The 26333-nt window shown below is 59.4% G+C and carries 23 protein-coding genes and 1 tRNA gene; 16 read left to right on the top strand and 8 right to left on the bottom strand.

The features are described from left to right. Positions 1–113 precede the first annotated feature (113 nt). From EGD98_RS17000 to EGD98_RS16980, 5 genes are all read left to right on the top strand, one after another. The gene (locus EGD98_RS17000; protein ID WP_220589594.1) at positions 114–1121 is read left to right on the top strand and encodes a tyrosine-type recombinase/integrase; all 1008 of its coding nucleotides are present in this window, start codon (positions 114–116) and stop codon (positions 1119–1121) included. Between the two features lie 60 nt (positions 1122–1181). Further along, positions 1182–2336 (top strand): AlbA family DNA-binding domain-containing protein, encoded by a 1155-nt coding sequence (locus EGD98_RS16995; protein ID WP_220589593.1) that lies wholly within the window; start codon positions 1182–1184, stop codon positions 2334–2336. Positions 2337–2610: 274 nt separating this feature from the next. Continuing rightward, positions 2611–3159 carry a hypothetical protein gene (locus EGD98_RS16990; RefSeq protein WP_220589592.1) on the top strand — a complete coding sequence of 183 codons (549 nt, stop codon included), beginning with the start codon at positions 2611–2613 and terminating at the stop codon, positions 3157–3159. A 200-nt stretch (positions 3160–3359) separates the two neighbouring features. After that, positions 3360–4232 (top strand): DUF4747 family protein, encoded by an 873-nt coding sequence (locus EGD98_RS16985; RefSeq protein WP_220589591.1) that lies wholly within the window; start codon positions 3360–3362, stop codon positions 4230–4232. After that, positions 4232–4819 carry a hypothetical protein gene (locus EGD98_RS16980; protein ID WP_220589590.1) on the top strand — a complete coding sequence of 196 codons (588 nt, stop codon included), beginning with the start codon at positions 4232–4234 and terminating at the stop codon, positions 4817–4819. The genes EGD98_RS16985 and EGD98_RS16980 overlap by 1 nt, the downstream gene beginning before the upstream one ends. A 47-nt stretch (positions 4820–4866) precedes the next feature. On the opposite strand, the gene EGD98_RS16975 is transcribed toward EGD98_RS16980, so the two are convergent. Further along, entirely contained in the window at positions 4867–8766 is a 3900-nt protein-coding gene (locus tag EGD98_RS16975; protein WP_220589589.1) for an Eco57I restriction-modification methylase domain-containing protein, read from the bottom strand. Positions 8767–10640: 1874 nt separating this feature from the next. Here EGD98_RS16975 and EGD98_RS16970 point away from each other — a divergent pair. Then, positions 10641–10988, top strand: coding sequence for a hypothetical protein (locus EGD98_RS16970; protein WP_220589588.1), 348 nt, complete (start codon positions 10641–10643; stop codon positions 10986–10988). Between the two features lie 194 nt (positions 10989–11182). Here the strand turns inward: EGD98_RS16970 and EGD98_RS16965 are convergent. From EGD98_RS16965 to EGD98_RS16945, 5 genes are all read right to left on the bottom strand, one after another. Beyond that, positions 11183–11254, bottom strand: a tRNA-Ala gene (locus EGD98_RS16965). 263 nt (positions 11255–11517) lie between these two features. Continuing rightward, complete coding sequence (gene rpsJ, locus EGD98_RS16960) at positions 11518–11829, bottom strand: 30S ribosomal protein S10 (protein ID WP_220589587.1); 312 nt, start codon at positions 11827–11829, stop codon at positions 11518–11520. A gap of 3 nt (positions 11830–11832) precedes the next feature. Beyond that, positions 11833–13098 (bottom strand): translation elongation factor EF-1 subunit alpha, encoded by a 1266-nt coding sequence (gene tuf, locus EGD98_RS16955; RefSeq protein ID WP_220589586.1) that lies wholly within the window; start codon positions 13096–13098, stop codon positions 11833–11835. Between the two features lie 159 nt (positions 13099–13257). Then, positions 13258–14214, bottom strand: a complete 957-nt coding sequence (locus EGD98_RS16950; protein WP_220589585.1) for a homoserine dehydrogenase — start codon at positions 14212–14214, stop codon at positions 13258–13260. Next, positions 14211–14744, bottom strand: a complete 534-nt coding sequence (locus EGD98_RS16945) for an amino acid-binding protein (protein ID WP_220589584.1) — start codon at positions 14742–14744, stop codon at positions 14211–14213. Before EGD98_RS16945 ends, EGD98_RS16950 begins: the two co-directional genes overlap by 4 nt. Positions 14745–14902: 158 nt before the next feature. Between EGD98_RS16945 and EGD98_RS16940 the strand changes: the two genes are divergently transcribed. The 10 genes from EGD98_RS16940 (at position 14903) to EGD98_RS16895 (ending at position 23561) form a co-directional block, all read left to right on the top strand. Continuing rightward, a complete protein-coding gene (locus tag EGD98_RS16940; protein ID WP_220589583.1) occupies positions 14903–15865 on the top strand; it encodes a hypothetical protein in 963 nt (320 codons plus the stop codon). Further along, on the top strand, positions 15865–16947 hold the full coding sequence (locus EGD98_RS16935; RefSeq protein ID WP_220589582.1) for an ABC transporter permease: 1083 nt from the start codon (positions 15865–15867) through the stop codon (positions 16945–16947). Before EGD98_RS16940 ends, EGD98_RS16935 begins: the two co-directional genes overlap by 1 nt. Continuing rightward, positions 16940–17608, top strand: coding sequence for an ABC transporter ATP-binding protein (locus tag EGD98_RS16930; protein ID WP_220589581.1), 669 nt, complete (start codon positions 16940–16942; stop codon positions 17606–17608). Before EGD98_RS16935 ends, EGD98_RS16930 begins: the two co-directional genes overlap by 8 nt. Positions 17609–17707: 99 nt before the next feature. Beyond that, positions 17708–18514 (top strand): E3 ubiquitin ligase family protein, encoded by an 807-nt coding sequence (locus EGD98_RS16925; RefSeq protein ID WP_220589580.1) that lies wholly within the window; start codon positions 17708–17710, stop codon positions 18512–18514. A 107-nt stretch (positions 18515–18621) separates the two neighbouring features. Beyond that, positions 18622–19194, top strand: a complete 573-nt coding sequence (locus tag EGD98_RS16920) for a LemA family protein (RefSeq protein ID WP_220589579.1) — start codon at positions 18622–18624, stop codon at positions 19192–19194. Between the two features lie 2 nt (positions 19195–19196). After that, positions 19197–20009 carry a GIDE domain-containing protein gene (locus EGD98_RS16915; RefSeq protein WP_220589578.1) on the top strand — a complete coding sequence of 271 codons (813 nt, stop codon included), beginning with the start codon at positions 19197–19199 and terminating at the stop codon, positions 20007–20009. 54 nt (positions 20010–20063) lie between these two features. Beyond that, positions 20064–20840 (top strand): GIDE domain-containing protein, encoded by a 777-nt coding sequence (locus EGD98_RS16910; RefSeq protein WP_220589577.1) that lies wholly within the window; start codon positions 20064–20066, stop codon positions 20838–20840. A gap of 127 nt (positions 20841–20967) precedes the next feature. Next, positions 20968–21783, top strand: coding sequence for a GIDE domain-containing protein (locus EGD98_RS16905; protein WP_220589576.1), 816 nt, complete (start codon positions 20968–20970; stop codon positions 21781–21783). Between the two features lie 40 nt (positions 21784–21823). Next, on the top strand, positions 21824–22600 hold the full coding sequence (locus EGD98_RS16900) for a hypothetical protein (RefSeq protein WP_220589575.1): 777 nt from the start codon (positions 21824–21826) through the stop codon (positions 22598–22600). 139 nt (positions 22601–22739) lie between these two features. Next, on the top strand, positions 22740–23561 hold the full coding sequence (locus tag EGD98_RS16895) for an E3 ubiquitin ligase family protein (protein WP_220589574.1): 822 nt from the start codon (positions 22740–22742) through the stop codon (positions 23559–23561). 9 nt (positions 23562–23570) lie between these two features. On the opposite strand, the gene EGD98_RS16890 is transcribed toward EGD98_RS16895, so the two are convergent. Then, complete coding sequence (locus EGD98_RS16890) at positions 23571–23792, bottom strand: hypothetical protein (RefSeq protein WP_220589573.1); 222 nt, start codon at positions 23790–23792, stop codon at positions 23571–23573. Positions 23793–24056: 264 nt separating this feature from the next. After that, entirely contained in the window at positions 24057–26243 is a 2187-nt protein-coding gene (locus EGD98_RS16885) for an elongation factor EF-2 (protein ID WP_220589572.1), read from the bottom strand. Positions 26244–26333 lie beyond the last annotated feature (90 nt).

The following is a 26333-nucleotide window of genomic DNA, read 5'->3' as shown; positions in this document are numbered from 1 at the left end:
CAGGCCGCAACGCGGTGAAGGCGCTTCGGCGGGTATGTGCGAAGAAACTGATGTGCCACTCTGCGGGCGAGCATACATCGGGATAATTCGTGCGTTCGGTGTCGGAGAACCACATGAACGCAACCCCACCACACGAAGCGAAGAACCGCTATCTGAAAGACAAGTCCACTGACGTAACCGATTCGACGGTGTCAAACTACAAGACGACACTCAACATCTTCTGCGATTGGCTGTGCGATGAGGCGGGCATCACGACGTTGAACACGCTGACGAGTGACGAGATTCAGCAGTTCAAAGAGTGGCGGCTGGAGCGTGTGAAGACCATCACGCTCAAGACCGACATGACGTGCGTGAAAGACTTCATCCGCTTCTGTGAACACATCAACGCCGTCCCTGACGGGATGCATGGATTAGTCCGTATCCCGAAGCCGAACCGCGAGGACGAGGTAGCCGACGCCGTCCTTACAGGCGACGAGGCGACGAAGATTCTGGAGTACCTGGAGAAGCACGAGTACGCGAGCTTGCGTCACGTCATCTTTGCAGTACTGTGGAAGACCGGGATGCGCCGAAGCTCGTTGTACGCACTCGACAAGCGGGACTTCGAGGACGGCGCGAAGCCATATCTCCGAGTTCGTCACCGCCCCGAGACGGAATCGCCGCTCAAGAACAAGAGCCGAGGGGAGCGGGACGTGCGTATCAGTGGGGAAGTTGCAGGCATTATCCGTGACTATCTCCGGTTCAACCACAACGGCGGCGAGGACGAACACGGACGGACGCCGCTACTCATGTCCAGCCACGGGAAGCGGTGTGAACCCTCGACTATCCAGCGGAACATCTACACGGCGACTCGGCCCTGCCACTACACTGGTGAGTGTCCGATGGACCGCGACCTCGATGAGTGCGAAGCGACCTCGTACAATACGGCCAGCAAGTGTCCCGCCTCTGTGAGTCCCCACGCACTCCGCCGGGGCTACGTGACTGAAGCATTGAACGCCGGTCAGCCCAAGGAGGTGACTGCTGACCGTGTGGATATGAGCCACGAGGTCATGGACAAACATTACGACAAGGCGACGAAGGAGGAACAGATGGAAAGACGAGAGGACTATCTCGTGGACGTATAGCTCACATCTATTTATTCCAACGAGAATAGATTCATGTTGCTATAGAGTCCTTATTTGCATGTGATAGAGAAACCACTTGACGACATAATAGAAGCAGATTTGCAAGAGCTTATTGACCACGCCGTTTTGGAGGGGAAGACCATTGAATACAAGCAGGAATTACCAGAGACACGCGGCGACCGGAAGACGCTGGCTAAGGAAGCCTCCTCGTTTGCAAACACGCAAGGAGGGGACCTAATCTACGGGATTGAGGAAGACGATAATAGTGGAGAACCAGTCGATTTCCATGACTTGGAAATGTCAGACGTAGATGAGGAAGTTGGCAGACTGGATAGCATTATTCGAGACGGGGTCAACCCTCGAATACCAGGATATGATGTAAGGGCCATCGAGGTGAACAGTGACGAACACGTAATAGTCGTTAGAGTGAGAGAAAGTTTCAGAAGCCCACACAGGGTGACTCTCGGTGGTCACGACAAATTCTATGCGCGAAGTAGTAACGGCAAATACCCACTTGACGTTGAAGAACTGAGAAGGGAATTTATTCTATCAGAGACTAATGCAGAGAAAATACGGGACTATCGAGCAGACCGTCTCGCAGACATTCGTGCTAATGATACTCCTGTTGAAATCGCTGATTCGCCACTCATAGCAATACATCTCATCCCACTACGTGCATTCAGTGCGGGTAGAGATTCGCGGGTCATCGAATCATTCGATGTGTTTGATGCTCCGGATAGTTTACAGAGACAGGTCCGGCCCCACGGAAACCGGTACAATCTGGATGGACTCGTCAAATATTGCCCTTCTGATGACCCCTCTGGATACATCCAAATCTACAGGAACGGAATCATAGAGACGGTAAACGGTTTCCCCTTTGGTGCTCCATTCGATGATGGGGAAGACACGTTTTCAGCAGTCGTTGTAAGAGAAATGCTTGAGCACACTCTCCCGGACTATCTGGAGTTCTTGGAGGAAGAAGACGTACCACTGCCAATATTCCTATTCGTTTCCCTAATCGGTGCGGAGGGTATTGAGATTGAAACGCCAGTTCACAGCCCAGAGATGAGCGGAGTCTTAGACCGTAATATGGCACTCCTTCCAGAGATGGCAATTCAGGACTACTCTGATTCTACTGATGAGATGATTGACCAAGTGATAGAAGATATTTGGAACGCCTTCGGGTTTGCTCAAGAGCCGGACTTTGGCAGGTAACTCAACCTCAAGATACACCGCCTCAATTCATCGGAAGTTCGTTCTGTTTCGCTCTATCAAGTCAATACGCGAGGAGGGGGCGCAACTATTCAAACACTGTTGTGTCTGATAGCTCGTCGCTTGGCCCGTCAGATGCCGAACAAAGCCAGTCTCTTTAGCTAAGTGCGTCCGGTTTCCAACAGCCCACAGCGAAGTAAAGACTTAAAGATAGAGCGTTAAGTCTATAGTAAGAAAATTGATAAGAACTATGCAGGAGGAGTGTGTAGCGATATATATGGACGCTACTGACTCAACCTCATTTCACATCTACTATCGAATGCAAGGAAAAACGGGTATTTCGTCTCCCCGTGACCACATTATCAAAGACGGAGAAGCTCTCTGTGATTACGGCGTTTCTGTTCCCGACGAAGACGCGCTGAAACCAGTGAGCGAAGTATCCGACTCCGAGTGGGCAGTCTTTCTCGGACAATACTCGAACTTGTGTGATGAATGCGCCAAGGCGCTGGACTACTACGATGTAGTCCCGAGTGACCTCCCCAAGTCACCGGAGTTCTCTTGTCCCACCTGTGACGAGACAGCAGATTCTGTAGATTTCTCGTTCGATATTGCCTTGATTCACCACGAATCCAATGGTTCCCACTTTTCGTCGTCATTTGAAACGCACAACATTCCCCGAGAGCGGTACGATATGTGGCGAACGAATCCCGAAGAACCGTACTCCTATCCGAAGCTCAAGAAATTCATCGAGAATTACCCGCAGGTATTCCGCCCGGAAGAATATCACCAAGCGAAACGCGAAGCTCAACTACAAGAGATGGAATAGCGAACCCAGGCGAGTTTGTCCCCTATGGCATAATCAACCGTAACACGATGAGGCGGCGAGGAATCAAAACGTGGTATAATAAATCTCTGTATCCGGTCAGGCTACCATCTACCACTGCCAGTTTCGTTACTTCCGTGTAACCAAACTCAGTCATGTCACACCTACAGTAGTATTATAATGTTGTAAACAGGGAAGTACGTATGAGTACGACGGTTCGGTTCGCCCGACTGAGTTTCGAGACTAAGTTGCAGCACTTTACAGATGATTTGGAGGAGATAGAACGTCGTAAGCAGAATCTCTTGGAAGTTATCGACTACGACACGAATCTGACAAGATTGCTGGAAGATACCGATGGAGAAGGGTACATCAATCGAGGTGAGTGGAATTATGCCGGAGTGGGGACAGATGAGTATCTTATATACGGTAAATTAGGGAAGCATACAGGTCGAGAAGATAAGGTGCTTGACGAAGAAACAAAAGACTACGTCGAGACAGAAATGGAAACTGCTGACGTTTCCTTCTTTTTGATTGATGTGCGTACTTCGGTCATGGCGTACGAATACCGACGAAACGTCGGGCCAAAAGCTCCGTATCGTGTTCTCGAATATGCGTTCAACAGCCTTCATGAAGGGGTAGAGACGCTTGAGATTGCCCCCCTTATTGACAAAGAGAAGTTCATGGAGAAATTGGACGCAATCACAGAGGTCGCCTCAATTCGATTTACCAGTCTCCATCCCACAAACCCACGCAGCACAGCGGGGTCCGATAAGATGGATGAGTTTCTGGAGGAGGGTGGCATCGAAAATCTCACCCTACGAGCGGATGGAGGAGACGACGGAATTATCCTCGAAAATGTCCCGCTGTTCGATAGCGGCTTGAATCTCGCTCAGGAGGGCTATGGGACAGCGCGAGTTATCGGGAAAGAGGCCGACGGTGAGGAGGTGGACGTTCGGAGCGAAAATGTCCCTATCCGTGTACGGAGAGAGATAAATAACAAAACAGAAGCGAGGAAACAAGCACTAAAAACAGAGATTGACAACGCTCTTGCGCGGCTTGAGCAAAATATCGAGTGATGTATGAAAAGAGTATTCTAAAACGACTCGCAGATATGGGTGTTTCCCGGCTCATTTTGAGCTGGGATACTTTTGTTGGCGTCATAGTGCTATTCTCCGTATATATTCTCACAGGAGGTGACGTTCCAAAATCAGCCGCTGATAGTATGCTCAACACAATTATTGTCGTTTCTGCCTCAATCTTCTCGATTGTTCTCGCGGGATTGGCTCTCGTCACATCGTTCAGCGATAAGCTATTCATTTACGCTTGGCAGAAGATTGGAGAGTACGATAACCTAATCACTACTTTTCAATATAATCTATATATCCCATTAGGGCTGATTCTCCTTGCTACAGTCCTCGACTTTGTCTACTACTCCCCTATTGCGATGATAGTGCTTATCGCTATTTTCTCATACATGATTGTGTCCTTAGTTGACTTGGTGAATTTTATCGCAAAGTACGGCCTCCAACGTGGAGAGTTTGCCAGACAAGAGATTGAAAAAACTGCGAGAAATCAAACGGAGGAGCCGGTCGTGACGGAAGAAGAATTGGAGGATATACTGGAGAAGATAAGAAAATTATCCGAGAAGGTGGACGACGACTAATTGATTACGACTTTCTCGTGAACCAACGCGATGACGGCGGGAGATAGTCAGAACACTTCGAGGTAGTCCTCCACGACCTCACGCTCCTCCTCGGTCAAGTTGAACAAGTCATACACCGCGTCGTCAATCTCTCCTTCCAGTTCTTCGATGTTCGTCGCCGCCACCTCATCGCGGTCGTCATCGAGGCGGTTCAGCAGTTCAACAACGCCGTCATCGCTCCGAGGGATGGGAATAGTCGTTTCCTCACCACTCTTGACATTGCGACCATCTACGGCGGCGTGGACGTACTCGGCTCGACGCTTCCGGGCTTCGCGGTCATCAGAGTACATTGCTGGGTCATTAATCGTGTCCGACCGACCAGCTTGTACCGTGAAGTCACCATCCACGTCTCCCTGTACTTCGGCGTTGACTGGATACCTTCGAGTTTGCCATTCGTAATTGATGTACTCAATTTCACCGTCGTAAGTTCCGAGATACGCCTCGGGGAACCGGTTTATTTTTGTTTCTAAATCGACGATTCTGGTGATTTCAGCAATTGTTTCCGCCAATATATCAAATTCATCATGCTGGGTGATGAAGCAGGGAGATTCTCCAATATATTGCTTTCTGTACGCATAGTAACCACCTTGTTTTTGAGTAGCAATATGCTTGAAGTGAAAATCGAGCGCCTTTGAGTTCAATTGACAGCACATTTCGTCAGTTCGGTTTTGATACTGTGATTCTAACTGTACCCCATATGCACCCTTGAAATACCAGTCTCCATTAGAATCCAGCATAAACTGTGCGCAATCCGAGAACTGCCTTCCAATAATCTTGGGTTGCTCAAACCGATGGTGGCTTTTCGGATAAGTAAATGCATACCAATCTTCACGACTCGCCATCATTCCCCCTTCTCTTTCCTTTAAGACAGCCTCATGTTCTTTGAAATAGTCCCACGTTTTCGGAAGATTGGCTTTCAGATATTCTTGAGAGTACACATCAACTTCAATTCCATCTTCCGTTTGTTCAATTCGATACGGGAGAATCACGTGTTGACCTGTCCACTCACAACGCCACCGTTGAACGTCACGTCCCTGAAGCCATGGACGTAACAAGTCCGTTTCAATTTCGTATTCTTGTGATTCACCGCGCGGTACGACAGTTACAGTATCACCAGAATCAGCGGAGGAAACCCTATCTGCATCAATAGGAGTTACAACATAGACCTTATTCCATCCCGGCTGAGTCCCGTGGAAGATAGCATCTGTAACTTCTTGTACTCGTTTTTCACCTTGTCGCCGCATTTTCTGTAAAATGTCTCTTTCTTCGGGGGGGCAGAAACTCCAATAGCCACCGTCAAGATTCTTCTGTGGATAATCAAAGACATGGACGTATTCACCTCTATGCCCCGGATTGGATTCGTTTTGTCGAATATCACTCATAACGATTTCAGTAAGGTCGTCCTCATTCCGCTCAACATCGCCTCTAAGTCGAATACATCTAATTTTGTTCTCGGTGCGGGCCTGACTGTTTGATTCTGGAGACAGAAAGAGAATTGCAGGATAGTTGGTCGCTCCATCAAATAGCGGTACATCACGGAAGTCACAAACTTTCTCAATTTCAGATTGATTTCGGATTACATCTCGGAGTCCCTTTCCGTAGTTTGTTACAAAAAATTGATTAGACGTGATGAAGCCAAGTTTACCAGTTCCATCACGGAGCCAATCTAATCCTCGCTCATAGAACGGACAATATATATCGTAATTACCTGTGGTCGCATCGTAGAGAGTATCCATCATCTCCTTCTGATTATCTGGAAGATTCTGAATACGAACGTAGGGGGGGTTGCCCACGACGTAATCGTACTCCATATAATTTTTCACGACGAGGGCCAGCACCGTGTCCTCAAACATCTTGAACAGCCGCCCGTCATTGTGTTCTTCCTTGAGATACCTTACGTTCTCCAGCATATCGTTCACGTAGGGCGCGAAGAACTCCTCAACGCCGGAGTACTCCTGTGAGGTGTGCTGGTTAATTCGCTCCTCAAGACCGCTCTGGTACGTCCAGTCGAACTCACCTCCAAACTCCTCGGCAAGGGCCATGTGGTCTTTGACCGTGTCCAGAACGCCTTGCAGGGCCGCGAAGTACTCTCCGAAGTTCCCCACACCCGTCTCTAACTGGATGGTGTCGAACAGCGGCATCCGAACACGGCGCACGAGGAACCCGTCTTCCGTCTCGGCGGCTTCGTTCTCATCAACTTCGACCGGCAGCGGAACGGGAATCCGCACGTCCTGCTCGTCCTCGGTCATCGCGTCGAAGGTCATCTGTCGCGTCCCGTCGTCGCCGAGGTCTGCCCCGGTGAGTTCGCGTTCGTTCCGTAGGGTGTCCGTCCGGTAGATGGGAAGCCGACGAATAGTGTAATCGGGATGGGATTGCTTCGCTTCACGGTACGCGGGGAGGATTGCGACAACGAACCGAATCTGTGCCATCAAGACGGCAAACGGGTGAATGTCGAGTCCGACAACGCGTGGACGGGTACAGAGGTCTTGGAGGTGGTCTTTCCAGTCCGGGTCGTCCTCATAGCGTTCTACGTCGGCAAGATACCGTTCAACAGCTTCGACCAGGAACGTCCCCGAACCACAGGCCGGGTCGATGAGACGTTCACTGGAGACGCCGCGCTCGTAGCCGACGCCGTCCATAATGTAGTCTATGACCGGCTGAGGCGTGTAGAACTCCCCGAGAGCTTTGCGCGTCTCCGGGTCGAAATACCGCTGGTAGAGGTCGCCGAGGAGGTCGCCTTCTACGTCACCGAAGTCGAATCGGAGAACGTTGAAGAAGACCTCGGCGACAGCACGACTGAAGCGGTTTCGTGTGGCTTCGCTAATCCGCTCGACTCCACCGGATTCCCGTGCGACGGCCTCGAACTGATTTGGCCCAGTTTCGTGCCCTCGCGAAAGTTGCTCCTCGTAACCATCAGTCCACCACACGAAAATGTCGTCTTGAAACAGCCCTTCGACCAGCTGGTCCTGCATATCGTCGATGAGGTTGTCGGCGGCGACGGGGAAGGCGTCGAGATTGATGCTTTGGCCGAAGCCCTGCAATCCTCGGAAGTAATCGTCCATCCCGTCGTACCCGGTTCCCGCGAAAAAGTCGTGGTCTTCCGTAGCTTTCGCCAGGAGGAGTCGCGCGAGGAGGGCGTGGCCGCTTTCGAGACAGAACATAAAGTCCCGTAACGACTGGTTCCCGTCGATGAACGGCTCCCACGAATCCGGTACTTCGTCTGGTTCGCTCGCATAGGTTGCTTCCCAGAAGTCGTAAGCCCCCTTGACGAACTTCGCCTCTCGCTCATCGCGGAGTTCTTCGAGCAAATCCATCATCCCGGTCACGAGGTCGGCGAACGGACTGCCTTCTTCGAGCCGGAAGGTGTCGAAAAAGTGTTCTTGTCCGAGGTCGGCCTGCTCGTCAAGAGGAATCGGGTCGAGGTCTTCGAGGAACGCATTCACATCATCCGCACTTGTGAGGTCAAACTCGCGTTTCTGGAGGGCACTGACGAGGTCGCGGGCGTCACTCTCGGTAATCGACGCCATCGACACCACGATGAGCGGGCGGTCTTCGCCTCGTTGATAGAGTCGCAACTCCTCCCCATTGGTCAGTACCCCATATTCGGCCCGCAGAAACTCCATATATCCGAACAACTGCGATTCGTGGGGTGGAAGGTCGCGGCCTGTAGTTTTGAACTCGTACACCGCAGTCACAGCTTCATTCGAGTCGAGAGTGATGTAGTCGGGGCGTCTGTCGTCGGACAGAGTAAACTCACTCCGTAGGTCGGTTCCCGTGCCTTCGTAGTCAAGCGCATCGTAGAATCCATGTTCAAGAAATAGATTCTCAACGTCGCGCTCGCTCATATCATCGTCCGTTTGCTCGGCAATCGAACGAAGGGAATCGTAGAGGGCGGAGGAATCCGGCATTAATCAGTTCCATTCGCTCACCCATCAAAAAGGTGAGTATAGATACATCGCATGGGTGCGAGTTAGACTTTGTATGTGTGATTTGGTAGTTAGACAATTATATAAGTATTATTACTATTATTCGAGTGCTTCGTGTGGTTTCCACGTAGCCTCAAACTCACAGTATGCTCGCTGAGCGGTTTATTTTTATAAGAGGATGCATCCCTCTCGGAGTCATTTGGGATGGCTCTACGGGCGTCCTGTAGCCGCGTGTTGGATTGTGGGGGTAGAGAGATGGTCGGTTCGAGTGGGATGCCTACGCGTACGCCCTGCGATGTGCCGCATCTATAGGCACTACAGAGTGAAGCTAAGCCACTACTCAATCACTATTTCAGAGTTTAAACGTCATGTTCAACTCGATGACGCCGGGATAGTAACAAAACTTAGCGGTGGATTTGAAACACGTGGATTGCTACATGAACTGCCCACGGTACAACCCATTATAGTACGCCCTGTGTAGTACTATAGAGGCCGCAGCTTAGTGTGGCTACTCAGTTTGACAGTTGCTTGTGTCGCAGCACATTGAACGGAGACTCCAGGTATAAGTCCAATACAACAGTTCAAGCTGTAACCTCATCGCAGCCGTCCTTCGCGACCACGAGCAAGAACGAGTGAGCTATTGCGAACATATACCAGGACTTTGTCTATTATATAATTTTGATACTATTCTTCCTCAGTCCCGTGCGGTTTTTCAGGCCGTGTGAGAGAAAGCTCATGTCTCAAATTTACTTGTGTCCATACTCCCTGGTCTGTGATACTCGTACGTCGAGAAAATTGGCCGCTGTCGAGTCACACACTCCAAGAGATTGCACTCCTATCGACAGGGTATCGAAGCTCTCCATCACCGCGAAACTGCACCGCTGAGTGGTATATTTCTGAGAGAGACTTACGTAAGTACGGACGCGCGACGCCCACCCGTGTTCCAACCGATGCTTGGCCCTTCCACGGTCGTCGTAGATGCCGTGGGCCATCCCATCCTTGACACGATGAGCTGGGCGGTGTCTGCTCAGGTAGGACTCCGACCTCATTGTGTTGAGCATTGAGGAACGCAAGAAGGGGAGAGACAATAGAGAGGGGTAGTTCAGTGGACTAATTCACCGAGTCGAAATGCGATGACGCCGGGATGTGGTTAGAGTTCTGCTGAGGATTTCAACACCGTGCCTGGAGTTCACAGATTCAATTCTACCACTGAACTGAATTTACCCTCTCCGCGTCATCGCGGTGTAGACGTAACTAATATTCCACGAAGAACCACTTTGAATACGGACATTAACTACCACTACCGAACAGTACTACCACAACAAAACCACACTACTCCGTCCGGATTTCCCTCACTCTATAGACAACGTCTATGAGCATAAAACTACCGATATGTTGGTGTAGAATCGCTGTATTCGGGTTTTGTCCTCATTGTATCAGGAACCATATAGGAGGGAGTTCCACCATTTTCGCGTCAACCGCGTCCTCATCGCGGAGGCGACGCAGTCGCTAATCTGTGTTCCGGCGCGTACAGCCGACCTGTTTGCCACCTAATTTGTAGATACAGGCTGGTCGTTCTGCAAACGGCTGTGGACTGTCCAACCCCCACTGTGGACGGCGAAGGAACGGACTCCACAATACTCGCGGAACGCCTGCGTGCTGACAGTGGTATGATGGCCGAAAAAGACGTAAGGGCGGCGCGGGCGTCATCGCACCCCAACGCACGGAGTGCGCTACATGGGACTAACAAATTTCCTCTGCTGGTCATGTGTACGAGATACCAGAAGCCAATCTCAGGGTTCTACTTTCACTCCGGTAAACGAGAGTTTATATTATTTTGACCTGATATATTAAGTATGCAAATCACCAACCCAGTCCAGCAGTTCATACAATTATCAGTCCCAATGCAGGCATCAGTGGCTGTACTTGCACTTATTGGGGTTCAACAGCTTCGTCAGGGCCACATCGGTAGAGTAGGAATTGCGAGTGCTGGTGGTTTGGTCTTCTCGACTGCATATCCGATTTGGAATCAACTCGCTCAGATGTGGCGTGCATACACCGCTATAGCGGTTGTATTCGCAGTTGTCGCATCCGTTTCCTATCTGACAAAGACGAGTATGTCATCCGAATTTTACAAGGTCGCATTGCTCCTGTACGGTGCTGGACCGATTATTATGGTATTCCTGTACGGCTTCCCACTCTGAATAGCTGACTGGCGCACAAGCTCTCCTCTGTCATTTTCCAAAACCACCATACGGCGCGCAGTGGACTCCGAAAAATCATCAACACACAACCGGCAATCCGTGCCTCGTGACGGAGCGAACACGCGGCTCAACGGTGTATGGGTTATATAAAGAACGACCGCTATGTGGCGATTACCGAACGAGCGAAATTCGCATGGACTCGCCGGGATTTGAACCCGGGGCCTCTTCCTTGCGAAGGAAGCGATCTGCCACTGATCTACGAGCCCGCACGTGCCTCTCGAACGCGGGGTGGTAAAAACCCTGCGCGTGAGGGCGATTTTCGATAGCGATGCACACGAATGTGGAGTGTGTCCCGGCCAGCGATTCGGGGTGCGAGCCGGAGAGCCGTCGAGCGGCCCTCGCTGAACCTCCGGTTCCGCTCAGTTCCGAGTCGCGCCCGCAGGGCGCGCCTCGACCTTCGCAGAATCGGAGATTCTGCTCAGTCCCGGAAGACGTCTGTCTTCCGACCGTCGTGAAGCTGGCGCTTCACTCAGTCCTCGAGGACGATCTCGATGGAGACGTCGTTGGGCACCTGGATGCGCATCAGCTGGCGCAGGGCCCGTTCGTCGGCATCGATATCGATGAGGCGCTTGTGGACGCGCATCTCCCAGTGTTCCCACGTCGCGGTCCCCTCACCGTCGGGGGACTTGCGGGTGGGGACTTCCAGCGTCTTCGTGGGGAGCGGGACGGGGCCCGACAGTTCGACCCCCGTCTTCTCGGCGATCTCCCGCACGTCGTCGCAGATGTTGTCCAGGTCCTCGGGACTCGTGCCCGCGAGCCGAACGCGTGCCTGCTGGGACATGTGTTATCGCTCGTTGACGCTGAGGACTTTCCCAGCGGCGATGGTCTGACCCATGTCCCGAATCGCGAACGAACCGAGCTCCGGAATCTCGGAGGACGGCTCGATGCTGAGGGGTTTCTGGGGTCGGACCGTCACGACGGCGGCGTCGCCGTTCTGGATGAAGTCCGGGTTCTCCTCGGCGACCTCGCCGGAGGAGGGGTCGATCTTCTTGTCCAGGGACTCGACCGTACAGGCGACCTGTGCGGTGTGGGCGTGGAAGACCGGCGTGTAGCCCTCGGTGATGACCGACGGGTGCTGCATCACGACGATCTGGGCCTGGAACGTCTCGGCGACCGACGGCGGGTCGTCGGCGGGGCCACAGACGTCACCGCGGCGGATGTCGTCCTTGCCGACGCCACGGACGTTGAACCCGACGTTGTCACCGGGCTCGGCCTTGGGGACTTCCTCGTGGTGCATCTCGACGGTCTTGACCTCGCCGGAGACGTCAGACGGCTGGAAGCTGACGTTGTCGCCGGTGTTGAGGATACCCGTCTCGACGCGGCCTACAGGGACGGTACCGATACCGGAGATGGTGTAGACGTCCTGAATCGGCAGTCGGAGCGGCGCGTCCGTCGGCGGCTCCGGGGCCGGCAGGTTGTTGAGGGCTTCGAGCAGGATTTCGCCGTCGTACCAGCCCGTGTTGTCGGACTCGGAGGCGATGTTGTCGCCCTCGAAGGCCGAAATCGGGATGAACTCGGCGTCGTCGGTGTCGAAGCGGACCTGGTTGAGGAGGTCCTTGACCTCTTCGACGGTGGTCTTGTAGTCGGACTCGGCGTAGTCGACGAGGTCCATCTTGTTGACCGCGACGATGAGTTCGCCGATGCCCAGGGTGCGGGCCAGGAAGACGTGCTCCTGGGTCTGCGGCTGGACACCGTCGTCGGCGGCGACGACGAGGACGGCGTTGTCGGCCTGGCTCGCGCCCGTGATCATGTTCTTCACGAAGTCGCGGTGGCCGGGACAGTCGACGATGGTGAAGTCGTAGGTGTCCGTGCTGAACTCCTGGTGGGCGATGTCGATGGTGACACCACGCTCTCGCTCTTCGGCGAGGTTGTCCATGACGTAGGCGAACTCGAAGCCGCCCTTGCCCTTCTCCTCTGCCTCTTCCTTGTGCTGTTCGATGACGTGCTCGGGGACCGATCCTGTCTCGTACAGGAGTCGGCCGACGAGCGTGCTCTTACCGTGGTCGACGTGGCCGATGATGGCCAGGTTCTGGTGTTGTTCGTCGCTCATGTTGTTTCTCACGCGCAGGGGCGCTGTATCGGAGTCTTTAGCCGGTGGTTCATAAAACGATTTCGAAAGTCCGCGCCACGGAGAGGCCCGCTGTCTGGCGATTTGAGAGAGTGTGTCGTATGTGGCGGCCACACAGGGGGCACCGCGGTTACGGTGGGCCTACGACAGCTCGGGCAGCCGCCCGACGTCGGCGAGCACCGCACTCGCGGTCTCGGGGCCGCCGGCGCCCCGGCCGGAGATGTTGAGCCGCCCGGCGTGTTCGGTCTCCAGCTGGACGATGTTGCGCGTGCCCGTCGGGGCCAGCGGGGCGTGCTCGGGGACGAGCCGCGGACCGACCCGGACCTCGCCCTCGACGACCTCGGCGATCAACCGAACAGTTCGGCCGTCCTCGGCGGCCAGTTCTAACGCGGAGCCCTCGATGTCCTGGATGCCCTCGACGTCGGCGTCTTCGAGCGTGTACTCGGTGTCGTCGTCCGAGAGGACGTTCGCGACGATCACACCTTTCAACGCGGCGTCGGTGCCGTCGACGTCGAAGGTCGGGTCGGCCTCGGCGACGCCCAGGTCCTGGGCCTCCGCCAGGACGTGCTCGTAGCCTAGCCCCTCCGCGCCCATGCGCGAGAGAATGAAATTAGCGGTGCCGTTGAGCACGCCACGCACCGCGGTGATGTGTTCGGGGTCGAAGTCGTCGATAGTGGAGAGGACCGGCATCGCGCCGCCGACGGTCGCCTCGAACAGCACGGAGCCGGCGCTGTCGCGTTCGAGAGCGCGCACGTCGGCGTAGCGCTCGGCCACCGGTCCCTTGTTCGCCAGCACGACGTGGCGGTCGTTCGTGAGCGCGGCCTCGACGTGGCCGAAGCCGGGCTGGGCGTCGCCCAGCGTCGTCGGCGTGGCCTCCACGAGCACGTCGTAGGGCCCCTCGACCGCGGTCGCCGGGTCGTCGTCACCGACGATGCCATCGGTTTGCTTTCGCTCGAAGGCCCCTTCGACGTCGATACCGTCGGGGTCGACGGCAGCGCTCTGTGAGTCGGCGTAGGCGGTGACGGTGTGACCGTAGTCGGCGGCGAGTTCGACGACCGAGGAACCGACGGCGCCGGCGCCGATGACGGCGAGTCTCATAGGTCACCTCCGGGCCCGAGCGGCTCGATGACGCGCAGGTCCTTCTCGCCTGCGACCTCACGGACCGTGTCGATGACGCCCTCGGCGGCGTCCTGTTCGGTCGCCAGCCGGATACGCGCACTCGAGGCGTCTTCGGTGCCTTCCGGTGCGGACAGCGAGAGGTCGGTCACCGTCGCGTTGGTCGCCTCCTGGATGCGCGAGACGGTGTCGGAGAGGTCGGTGTTGATGAGGTGGCCCGAGAGGACGACCGTCATGGCCTCGCTGTAGCGCTCGGCGCCGGCCTGGATGACGTTGATACCGGCCCCGCGCAGCGCCTCGACGATACCCTCGAAGCGCTCCGGGGTGGCCTCCAGGTCGACCTCGACCGGGATGTGGCCCCGCGGGGTGAGGTTCCCCCGCTCGTGGAAGATAGAGAGGAGGTTGCCGCCGTTGCTGGCGATGGGTTCGAGCGCGTTCAACAGTGCGCCCGGCTCGTCGACGAGTTCGAGCCGCACTGTGTAGGACCGAACCTCGTCGGTCGAGTCGCTCATCGCCCGCTCACCTCCTGTAAGCTCGTAGGTCTCATTACCGGTCACTCAAAGCGGGTAGCTATAAGAATCCCGCCGTTTCGGACGGCGGCGTCGGGAACCGCTCGGGGTACTAATCAGTACACATTTACCATCGGCTCGACATTGTGGAGCAGAAACAGATGGTGTTAGGGGACGGGATATCGAAACAAAAGCTGCTGCTCGCAGTGGGTATCACGGTCGTCGCTATCGCTGGGGTGCTCTTGCTGACCGGTGGCTCGGACTCGGCCGGCGCGATAAACCAGGTGCCGGCGGGCGTCGACACCCTCGTCCGGGTCGACCTGGCAATCACCAGCGACCGGCTCACACAGTTCGAGGTGGTGGTCAGCGGCGTGCCGCTGGGCGGGGCGGACAACGCCACCGCAGCCTTCGGAAACGAGACCGGTATCGACCCCGGACCAGCCCGCGAGGTGGTCGTCTTCAGCGACAACCGGTCGGCCAACGAATCGGCCTACCACGGGTTCGTCCTGCACACGAACGCCGAAATCGACACCGCCGTCGAGGGCATTCAGGACACCACGAACAGCTCGTATCAGTCGACGACGTACAACGGCCAGACCGTCTACGCTCCCGCGAACGCCTCCAACCGCTACATCGGGGTGCTGGGCGAGGGGCAGCTCGTCGTCGGCACGCAGGCCGCGGTTCGGGACACCATCGACGTGAACGCGGGGGACGCCGACACCGTCGAGGGGCCGCTCCGGCAGACCTACGAGAACACGGACAACGGGACGGTTCGCTTCGCGACCACGGCGCCAGAGCGATGGGTGCCCGGCGACAGCGGCGGCTTCCTCAACACCGAGGCGTACCGGAAGCTCGACACCGCCTCGGGCACGTACTACATCGAGGGCGGCGACGCCGGGCTGACGGTCCGACTGGGTGCCTCAAGCGGGGCGAACGCCCAGACGGTCGAACAGGCGACGAAGGGTGCGGCGGTCATCGGCCAGCAAACCATCGAAAACGAGAGCGTCGCCGCGGCGCTTGACTCGGTGAACGTGACGCGAGAGGACAAGACGGTGACAGTGCGTTACGAGCAGCCACTGGGCGCGTTCCAGCGGACCGTCCGCTATCTGTACGGGGAATTCTGATGTCACTGCGGTCACTGCTGTACAAGGAGCTGCGGTGGCTGCGACACAACCTCGCGACCGTCGTCCTGGTGCTCGTCGTCCTCCCCTCTATCGTGGCGGCCGGGACCGTCGCGTTCCAGCAGGTCATCCCCCGTGACACACCGGTCGCGCTCGTCCCCGCGAACGAGAACGTCACCGAGGACGAAATGACGGCGATGCGGGGCGTGACGACCTTCTTCGCGGAGCCACACAGCTACGAGGTCGGCGAGCGCGACCAGGCCATGCGCGCGCTCACCCGCGAGGAGGTGTATGCCGTCTTCGTCGTCCCGCCCGACCTGCTGGAGAAAGACGCCGAGGTGACCGTCGAGATGTACGTCGAGGAGGAGATGGTTCCCTACGAACAGCCCTCGCTGGCTATCGCCAGCATCCTCCGGTATCAGGCCGGGCAGGTGCTGCCGGCCGACGTGAGCGTCGAGCGCACCGCGGTCGGCGAGGACCGCACGCTCTCTGAGTTCCTGGTCAGCGTCGGGGCGATGCTCGTGACTTTGCTCTTTGCCTTCGCGTACGTCCCCTACGTCGTCGCGGACGAACAGCAGGTGTTCCGGCGCATCCGCGTGGAGTCCTCGCTGTGGCAACTGCTCGCCAGCAAGTTCGTCGTGCTCACACCGCTCTTGCTCGTGCCTGTACTCACCTTCCAGGCAATCGCGTGGTATCTGGACTTCGCCGTCGACCTGGTCGCGCCGACCGCTATCGGCGTCACACTCCTCACGTTCGTCTATCTCACCGCCATCAGCCTCGGGGTGATGTTCCTGACCCGGTTCCGGACCGTCGGCCGGATGGTGAACGTCACCATCATGTTCGGGAGCCTCGCGTTCTCGAACCTGGTGTATCCGGCGGGCTTTTTCTCGCCGCTGCGCCGCGAGATAGCCAAGGCGAGCCCGCTGCACTACTCGATGGTCGTCCAGCGGGGCGTCTCTCTCAAGGGTAACGGTGTCGGGGTCTACGCCGACTACCTGCTGGGCCTGACGGGCTTTACCGCGCTTTGCCTGCTCTTTCTGGCCGGAACGGTCGTCTACTACGACCGGGGTGGCTACCGTGAGTGAACCGATTCGCTTCGACGGCGTCAACAAGTCCTACGGGGACGTGGTCGCCCTCGAGGACGTGGACCTCGAACTACAGCCCGGCGAAGTCCACTGTCTGGTCGGTCCCAACGGCAGCGGGAAGACCACACTGCTCGACCTCCTGCTGGGGCTGACTCGGCCGACGAGTGGCACCGTCACCGTCCCCGACGTGCCCATCGGCTGTAGCTTCCAGTCACCGACCTTCTATCCGGGGCTCACGGTAACGGAGAACCTCGACGTCTTCGCCCGGCTGTCGGGCTGTCCCGACGACGCCTGGCGCGAGCGGCTACTGGATGTGTTCGGGCTCGACCGTGTCGCCGGCCAGCTGGCCGGCACACTCTCCGGTGGGTGGCAGAAGAAACTCGACCTCGCGCTGGGCTTTCTGAAACGGCCCACGTATCTCCTGCTCGACGAACCGTTCAGCGAACTCGACGACGCCTCGAAACGCCGCCTGCTGGACTTTCTGGCGGATTTCTGTACCGAGGACCGGACGGTCCTGGTCGTCACCCACCACGTCGGCCGGTTCGAGGCTATCGTCGACCGGCTGACGGTCTTCGACGGCGGGCAGGTCCGGTACGACGGTGCCGTCGGCCACGACGAGAACGCCCACGACCGGTATCTGGACGTGCTCGGGCTGGAGTGAGTGCCAGCCGGTATGCGAGTCGCCACCACAGCACCGAATTTTTCATGTGTTGCTGTGTGAACGTATCGAGCATGGCACGTGAACGGGGGGCGGCATGAGATGATGGTGGACACCGTCGCGGCTGCGCTCGGCGGGCTCCTCCAGAGTGGGACCGCGGAACGAACCGTTGGCTACCTGCTGGTCGTCGGAGTCGGTCTGTATATCGTCTACAGCGGCTTCAGCACCTGGCAGCGAAAGCGACTGATTCAGGACACACCGACGGAGACGGTCGAGGCGGCGGCGGTCGGTCGAACCGAACTCGAAGGCCGTGGCTACCCGATACAGGCGTCCGTGACGCGGCCCTTCAGCGACGAGGAGTGTCTGGTCGCGGAGTACAGGGTCGAACGGTACGACAGCAACGACGACGGCGGCAAGTGGAAGACCATCGACAGCGGCACCATCGCGCCGGCGTTCGAACTCGACGACGGCACCGGGCAGATGCGAGTCGACCCTGACACCGATACCACGCTCGAATTCGAGGCCGAACACGAGGAACAGGTCCGCGTCGGGGCCAACGAGCAGACCCCACCGGCGGTCGCCGACTTCCTCGAGCTGTACAGCACCGTCGGAGTCCCGCACACGGACGGCGTCACCGGGCCCAACGAGGAGCAGCGGTACACGTCCCGATGGATACCTATCGGTGCGAAGCTGTACGTCCTGGGTGCGGCCGAGCGAGCCGAAACGGACGAAGGGACCACCAACGGGCTCGTGCTCCGGCGGGACGATGCCAGCGGCGAGTTCATCGTCTCCGCGAAACCCGCCCGAGAGCTGATCGGCACCGCCAGATGGGTCGCGCCGGCGAAGATGGCCGCCGGGCTCGCGGTGAGTACCGCCGGCGTCTACCTGCTTCTCACTGGGCCGCTGTGAACCGACCCGCCGCGCGCTCCAGGGGAGACAGCCAGAGAGCGTGCGGCCGTTTTGTACAGTACCACACCACCAAATATTACATATAGGAAGCGGTGAACGTACCAATCATGGTACTAGGAATTATCGCGGGCTTTGTCGTGCTGGTCGTCCTCGCCGTGGCGGTGGCCTACACCGTCAACGTGTACAATCAACTGGTGAACCTGGACAACCGGGTCGACCAGAGCAAACAGAACATCGACGTATTGTTGAAACAGCGACAGGACGAGCTGACGAAGCTCATCGACGCGGCCAAGGAGGCGATGGACCACGAAGAGGAGCTGTTGACCGAGCTCACCGAGGCCCGCGAGCAGGCCGAGCGGGCCTCGACCCCCAAGGAGCAGGCCGAGGCCGATGCACAGGTCCGGCAGGCGATGGGGTCGTTCCGCGCACGCGCCGAGGACTATCCCGAGCTTCGGTCCCAGGAGAATATGCTCCAGTTCCAGGAGCGCATCAGCGAGCTGGAGAACCAGATTGCCGACCGGCGTGAGGTGTACAACGAGGCCGTCACGAACTACAACACCCGCATCGAGCAGTTCCCCTACGTCGTCTTCGCCCGGCAGTTCGGCTACAACGAACGGGAGCTGTTCGAGGCGACCGAGGCCGAGAAGCAAGACGTCGACGTCGGGGAGGCCTTTGCCTGACGATGGTCGACGGCCTCGCGACCGACCTCACTCAGCTGGTGCTCCAGAGCAACAACGACGGCAGCTTCTTTCCACTGGCGCTGTTCGCCGGCGGACTGTACGCCGTCTACAACGGCTTCGATTCGTGGAAACAGATGCGGCTGATACAGGACACGGCGACCGAGAAAGTGCGCTCGGCCGCGGCGGGCCGCACCGAGCTGGAAGGGACCGGCACGGTACTCACCGACCCGGTCGAGCGACCCTTCGGCGAGGCGGACTGTCTGGTCGCGAAGTACCGAATCGAGGAGTGGCGCCACGACAACACGAACGACACCGAAGACTGGGAAACCATCGACAGCGAGACGCGGTACGACGACTTCCAGATCGACGACGGCACCGGGACCATGCGGGTCGAACCCGACGGCAGCACGGATTTCAAGTTCGACGACACACACAGCCGGCAGCTGAAGGTCGACTCGAACGACGAGGAGCCGCCCGAGATAATCGAGTTCATGGAGCAAAGCGACGACGTGGCCGTCCCCGACCGGGACGGGGTCACCGGCTCCCTGTTCTCGGCCAAACGGCGCTACACCGAGAAGTGGATTCCCGTCGAGGATGAGCTGTATCTGCTCGGCGGTGCCGAGCCGGTCGAACCCGACGAGACGACGAGCAGCGGGCTCGTCCTGCGGGAAGACGACGCCAGCGAGGAGTTCATCGTCTCCCAGAAGGGGGAGGAAGACATCGTCTCAGACACGAAGTGGAAGGCCCCGGCGAAGATGGCCGGCGGAGTGGCGGCGAGTGCGGTCGGGCTGTTCTTCCTGCTCGGAGGGCTCTAACGTGGGCCGGACGGGACGAGAGAGCGACGCTGCGACGATGGCGCCCGCCTGACGATGGTGTGGTGGGTGGAACTCGGGGCCGCGCTGCAGAGCGGGAACCTCGGTAGCAGAATTGTTCCGTACGTCTTCATCCTCGGTGGACTGCTCTTCATCTGGGAGGGGGTCAGGGAGTGGAAACGGCGCCGGCTGGTCGATGACACACCGACCGAGACGGTCCGCTCGGCCGCGGCCGGCCGGACCGAACTCGAGGGCGCGGGAACCCCCATCGGGGAGCCAGTCGAGCGTCCCTTCGCCGACGGCGAGTGTCTGGTCGCGAGATACAGAATCGACCGTGCCGGTGGTGGCAGTTCGAAGACGATAGCCACCGGGACGCGGTGGACCGCCTTCGAGGTCGACGACGGCACCGGAACGATGCGGGTCGAACCTGACGACGGGACGACCTTCGAGTTCGACAGTGCACACAGGCGCGAGGTCAGAGTCGACGGCGGGGAGGCCGAACCGCCGGCCATCGCCGAGTTCTGCCGCGCCAGCAGCGAGGTCGATACGCAGGCAACCGACAGTGTTACCCGCTCGTATTTCGCCCACGACCGACGGTATATCGAGTGGTGGATACCGGTCGGCACAGAGGTGTACGTGCTCGGGGCGGCCGAGCTCAGCGAGGACGACAGCGGACTCGTCCTCCGCCGGGACGATACCAGCGACGAGTTCATCGTCTCGGCGCTGGGTCCGTCGGACGCGCTCTCACGGACGGGCCACGGGGTAGAGTCGCTGCTGTTCATCGGACTCCTCTTTATCGGCCTCGGTCTGTACGCGCTCGTCGCTGCGATGTAGGCTCGGCGCCCGTCGCGATAGGGGGAAAGGAGAGCCAACCCACCCACGCCTGAGACGGCGACTAGCCGTTTACTCCACCGGCGTCCCCACCAAATAATTCATACGCACGGCTCAGGAGATACGAACGATGACACCGGCAATGGTCGTCTTCGACATCACACGGTTGCTCCTCCAGAGCGACGAGGGCGACAGCACCTTGTTCTTCCTGGCGATGTTCGGCGGCGGGCTCTACTTCGTCTACAGCGGCTTTCGGACCTGGCAGCGGATGCGGCTGATACAGGACACCCCGACCGAGAAGATACGCTCGGCGGCGGCCGGCCGGACCGAGGTCGAAGGGGCCGGCCGGCCGGTCGGGACGCCAGTCGGGCGCCCCTTCGGTGACGGGGACTGTCTGGTCGCGACCTACACGGTCGAACGGTACGACAGCGACGACGACGGCGGCGACTGGGAGACCATCGACAGCGGGACCCGGTACGGGCCCATCCAGCTCGACGACGGCACCGGTACCCTGGTTGTCGAACCGGACGACGAGACGCGGTTCGAGTTCGACGACGCCCACGTCCGCGAGATAGAGGTCGGGGGGCGCGAGCAGGAGCCGCCGGAAATCGCCGACTTCCTCAGGGCGAACGGCGACGTGAGCGTCCCCGACCGGGACGGCGTCACCGGCTTCCTGTTCTCCGAGCGGCGGCGGTACACGGAGCGGTGGATACCCGTCGGCCAGCAGCTGTACGTCCTGGGCGGGGCCCAGCCGGGCGAGCCGAGCGAGACAAACAGCAGCGGGCTCGTCCTGCGCCGTGACGAGGCCAGCGGCGAGTTCATCGTCTCCGCCGAGAGCGAGGACGAACTGGTCACGGAGGCGAAGTGGAAGGCCCCGGTGAAGATGGCAGGCGGACTGGCCGCGAGCGTGGCCGGGCTCTACCTCCTGCTCAACGGGGGGCTCTAGGCCCCGACTGTTTTGACAGACCGCTGTGAACCACGCACACGTGAGCGAGGAGGAGGCCACCGTGGAGGCCGGCGAGTGCACGACCGTCGAGAGCGGTGCCGACGCGGCCGACGCCGACGACGCGGCCGCGTCCTTTCTCGAACTCGACGCCGACCTCGACACGGGTCAGGACCCCGAAACCGGCGCCGACAGCGGCCACGTCGCCGACGCCGAACGGGTCCCCCGGGAGCGATGCCCCGATGGCTACCCGCTGGGCGCGCGCACCGACGAGGTACTCGCACTGACTGTCGACATCGGACTGGACGAACGGGTCGTCTATCTGGCCTGGCCCGACGAGGCGACCGACGCCCCCCTCGTCTGGTATCTCGACGCGACCGGTATCGAACTGCGGGAGCTGTACGGCCGCGAGGTCCAACTGGCGGAGCGAGAGGGCCACACCACGCTGGCGACGCCCGCGGAGGCCCCACGCGGGAGCGGGCGCTGGTACGGCGGCGTGCTGGGCGGGGCGGCGCTTTCGGCCGGGCTGCTCGCCACCCTGCCGGCCGCCGGGCCCACGCTGGGCCCGCCGCTGGGCCTGCTGTGGGGCGCGCTGACGCTCGTGGGCCTCCCCTACGCCGTCTACAGAGACGCCTGGTACGTCCGGACCCACAGCGACTGGGACGGCGGCCCGCTGTTCTGGGCGACCCTGTCGGCCCTGCCGCTTCTGAATCTCGTCTCCGTGGCCAGCTATCTGTACTCCCGGAGCAAGGCGAACTTCTTCGGGTTCGAGCCGTCGCTGCGGACCCGCGTTGTCGACGCTGTGCGGTCGCTGCTGTGAGCGGGGACGTCAGCGAGTTCGTTCCACGGTAATTGGGCAAGAATTATCTCCGTGTCCGTACTGGCCGGTGTATGGGCAGCGAACTGGCCACGGCCGGAGCGAGCCTGGCCCCAGGGGCCAGCGGGGAGCGGCCCTGACGATGGCGAACTTCCTGGTGCTGTTCGGTGGGGGCTTCCTGTTCATATTCGGTCTCGTGTGTGTCCTCGACGGCTTCGAGAACTGGCGACAGGCGCGGCTGATAGAGGACACACCGACGGAGACGGTTGCAGCGGCGGCCGCCGGTCGCACCGAACTGGCGGGTGTCGGCCGGACACTCGACACACCGGTCGACCGGTTGCTCGCGGAGGAGCACTGCCTGGTGTCGCGATACGAAATCGAGCGGTGGGACGACTCCGACGACGACGGACGGTGGCACACCGTCGCCCGCGGGACGGTGTGGGAACCGTTTCAGGTCGACGACGGCACCGGAACGATGCGGGTCGAACCCGACGACGGCACGAACTTCGTGGTCAACGACGACCACCGCAAGCAGCGAACCGTCGGGGCGTACGAGGACGAGCCGGCATACCTCACCGAGTACCGCCGTGCACACATCGGCGAACCGGTCCCCCAATCCGACCCGCCCGAAAAGCGCCGGTACACCGAGACGTGGATACCTGTCGGTGCCGACCTCTACCTCCTCGGTGGGGCCGAGCCATCCGACTCGGGCGACGGGACCACCAGCGGGCTGGTCCTGCGCCGGGACGCGACAAGCGACAGCCTCGTCGTCTCCGAGAAGTCCCAGACTGAACTGGTCGAGGGGGGAAAGGCCCGGGACATACCGATGCTGGTCGGGGGTACCCTTGCCAGCGCGGCCGGACTCTACTTCGTGCACGATAACCTGGCCATCGTCATCGGCGGCTTCCTGGCACTGGCGGCGCTCAGTCACCTGCTCTTCGAGAGCGAGTTGGCGGGACGGTAGACCGGGTTCTCAGGGCAAATACCGGTCGTAGAGGTCGTCTATCCACTCGTTGTAGGCATCGCCCTTCGGCGACCCCCAGGGGTTGCGGGAGAAGTAGTACATCGCGGCAAACAGCGTCGCAATCCACAGCGCGACCGCCGGCGGGGCCACGAATCCCCACAGTACCGTCGACGTGCCCGCGATGAGCGCGGCGACGAGGAGGTCGACCAGTTGGTGGAGTCGGTCGGACATAGCGAGGGTTCGACGCGGACGGGCCTAAGTTTGCGGAAAGCAGTGAGAGCAACGAGACAGAGAGAGAAACATACCGCGCCGAACGCAGTGAGGCGCGGTTCACCGTCAGAGCTTTGCTCTGACGAGCCTGCCGTCGCTGCGCTCCGGCAGAGCACCCGAACTCGCGCCCGCGGGCGCGAGTTCGGCCTTTTTCGCGCACGTTTTTCAAGGAGTGGTTCGAGCGCGCCGAAGGCGCGACTCGAACCCGACGCAGAAAAAGGTGCTCTAGAAGTAGTCGATAGCGGCGGGCAGTTCCGTCTTCATGCCCTTGCGCTCTCGAATCTCCGTGATCTTCTCCGGCTGGAGGTTGTCGGCCATGACCTGGAAGCCGGCGTTCTCGGTGTTCCAGGAAGCACGGCCCTCGGTGGCGCTCCGGATGTCACTGGAGAAGCCGATCATCTCGTCGACGGGCGCGACGCCCTCGACGACCATGAGGTCACCCTCCTGGTACATGTCGTCGACGCGGCCACGGCGGCCCTGAATCTCGCCGGACGCGGCGCCCATGTGGTCGTTGGGCACGTCGATACGGACCTGCTGGATCGGCTCCATCAGCTTGATGTCCGCGTCGATGAGGGCGTTGTGGACGGCCTCCCGAACGGCAGGGATGACCTGTGCGGGACCACGGTGGATAGCGTCCTCGTGGAGTCGAGCGTCGTGGAGGCGCAGGAGCGACCCCTCGACAGGCTCTGCGGCCAGCGGCCCGTCGTCGAGTGCCTCTTCGAGGCCCTCGATGACCAGTTCCATCGTCTCGTTGAGGTGCTGGATACCCTTCGTCTCGTCGAGCAGGATGTTCGTGCCGTGGATGTGCTCGATGTTCTGGGAGTCGTCCTTGTCCATGCCGGCTTCCTGCAGCGCTTCGCGGCGCTCCAGTTCGGGCATGTCCATGGACGCCTCGCCCATCTTGATGGTCTCGACGATGTCGTCGCCGAGCGGTTCGACGGTGATGTAGAACCGGTTGTGGTTGTTCGGCGAGCGACCCTCGACCTCGCGGGACTCGCTCTGGACGGCCTCGCGGTAGACGACGATGGGCTCACCGGTGTTGATCGGGATGCCCTGGTTGCGCTCGATACGCTGGCCGATGACCTCCAGGTGGAGCTCACCCTGGCCGGAGATGAGGTGTTCCCCGGTGTCCTCGTTGATCTCGATCTGGATAGTCGGGTCCTCTTTGGCGACCTGCTGGAGCGTCTTGATGAGGTTCGGCAGGTCGTCCATGTTCTGTGCCTCGACGGACTTCGTGATGACCGGCTCCGAGATGTGTTCGATGGACTCGAAGGGAGTCATCTCGACGGAGGAGACGGTGGAACCGGCGATGGCGTCCTTGAGGCCGGTGACGGCGGCGATGTTCCCGGCGGGGACGTGGTCCACTTCCTCACGCTCGCCACCCATGTAGATACCGACGCTCTGGATGCGGTTCTTGCCCGCGGTCCCGGAGACGTACAGCTCCTGGCCCTTCTCCAGCGTGCCGGAGAAGACACGACCGGCGGCGATCTCGCCCGCGTGGGGGTCGACACCGATGTCGGTGACCATCAGGACGACTTCGCCGTCCTCGTTGACCAGTCGCATGTCGTCGGCGAGGTCGGACTCGTCGTCACCACGCCAGATGCGTGGGACACGCATCGGCTGGGCGTCGACGGGGTTCGGGAAGTGCTCACAGACCATGTCGAGGACGACGTCCGACAGCGGGGAGCGCTCGTGGAGTTCCTGGCGCTTGTCCGCGCGTTCGAGCTCCATAATCTCGCCGAAGTCGATACCGGTACGCTGCATCGACGGCATCGAGACGCCCCACTTGTACAGTGCGGAGCCGAAGCCGACGGTGCCCTCCTCGACGGAGACCGTCCAGTCTTCGATGTCGTCCATCTCCTCGGTCATCCCGCGGATGAGCTCGTTGACGTCGTCGATGACGTTGAGGAGGCGGTTCTGCATCTCCTCGGGCCCTTCCTGGAGCTCGGAGATGAGGCGGTCGACCTTGTTGATGAACAGCGTCGGCTTGACACCCTCACGCAGGGCCTGCCGGAGCACCGTCTCGGTCTGGGGCATCGCACCCTCGACGGCGTCCACGACGACCAGGGCGCCGTCGACGGCACGCATCGCGCGGGTCACGTCCCCGCCGAAGTCGACGTGGCCGGGGGTGTCGATGAGGTTGATGAGGTGGTTCTTGTCCTCGTACTCGTGGGTCATCGAGACGTTGGCCGCGTCGATGGTGATACCGCGTTCCTGCTCGTCCTCCTCGGTGTCCATCGCGAGCTGTTCGCCCGCGGTGTCGTCGGAGATCATGCCTGCCCCAGCGAGCAGGTTGTCCGTCAGCGTCGTCTTGCCGTGGTCCACGTGAGCAGCGATGGCGATGTTCCGGATGTGCTCCGGGTCGCTCATCAGTGTCTCACATTCTTCTACGATCTTTTTGCGTCGGCCCATTATACAGAATCGTATCAACAGGAGGGTCAAAAGGATAGTGTTTCGGCGTCAGCGTGTCAGAGCCACGCGAACCTCGGCCCCCGAGCAGTA

Source organism: Haloarcula salinisoli (assembly GCF_019599405.1).
Lineage (GTDB): Archaea > Halobacteriota > Halobacteria > Halobacteriales > Haloarculaceae > Haloarcula > Haloarcula salinisoli.
The sequence above is the reverse complement of the archived record's forward strand: the minus strand, read 5'-3'. Positions and strand labels throughout refer to the sequence as shown.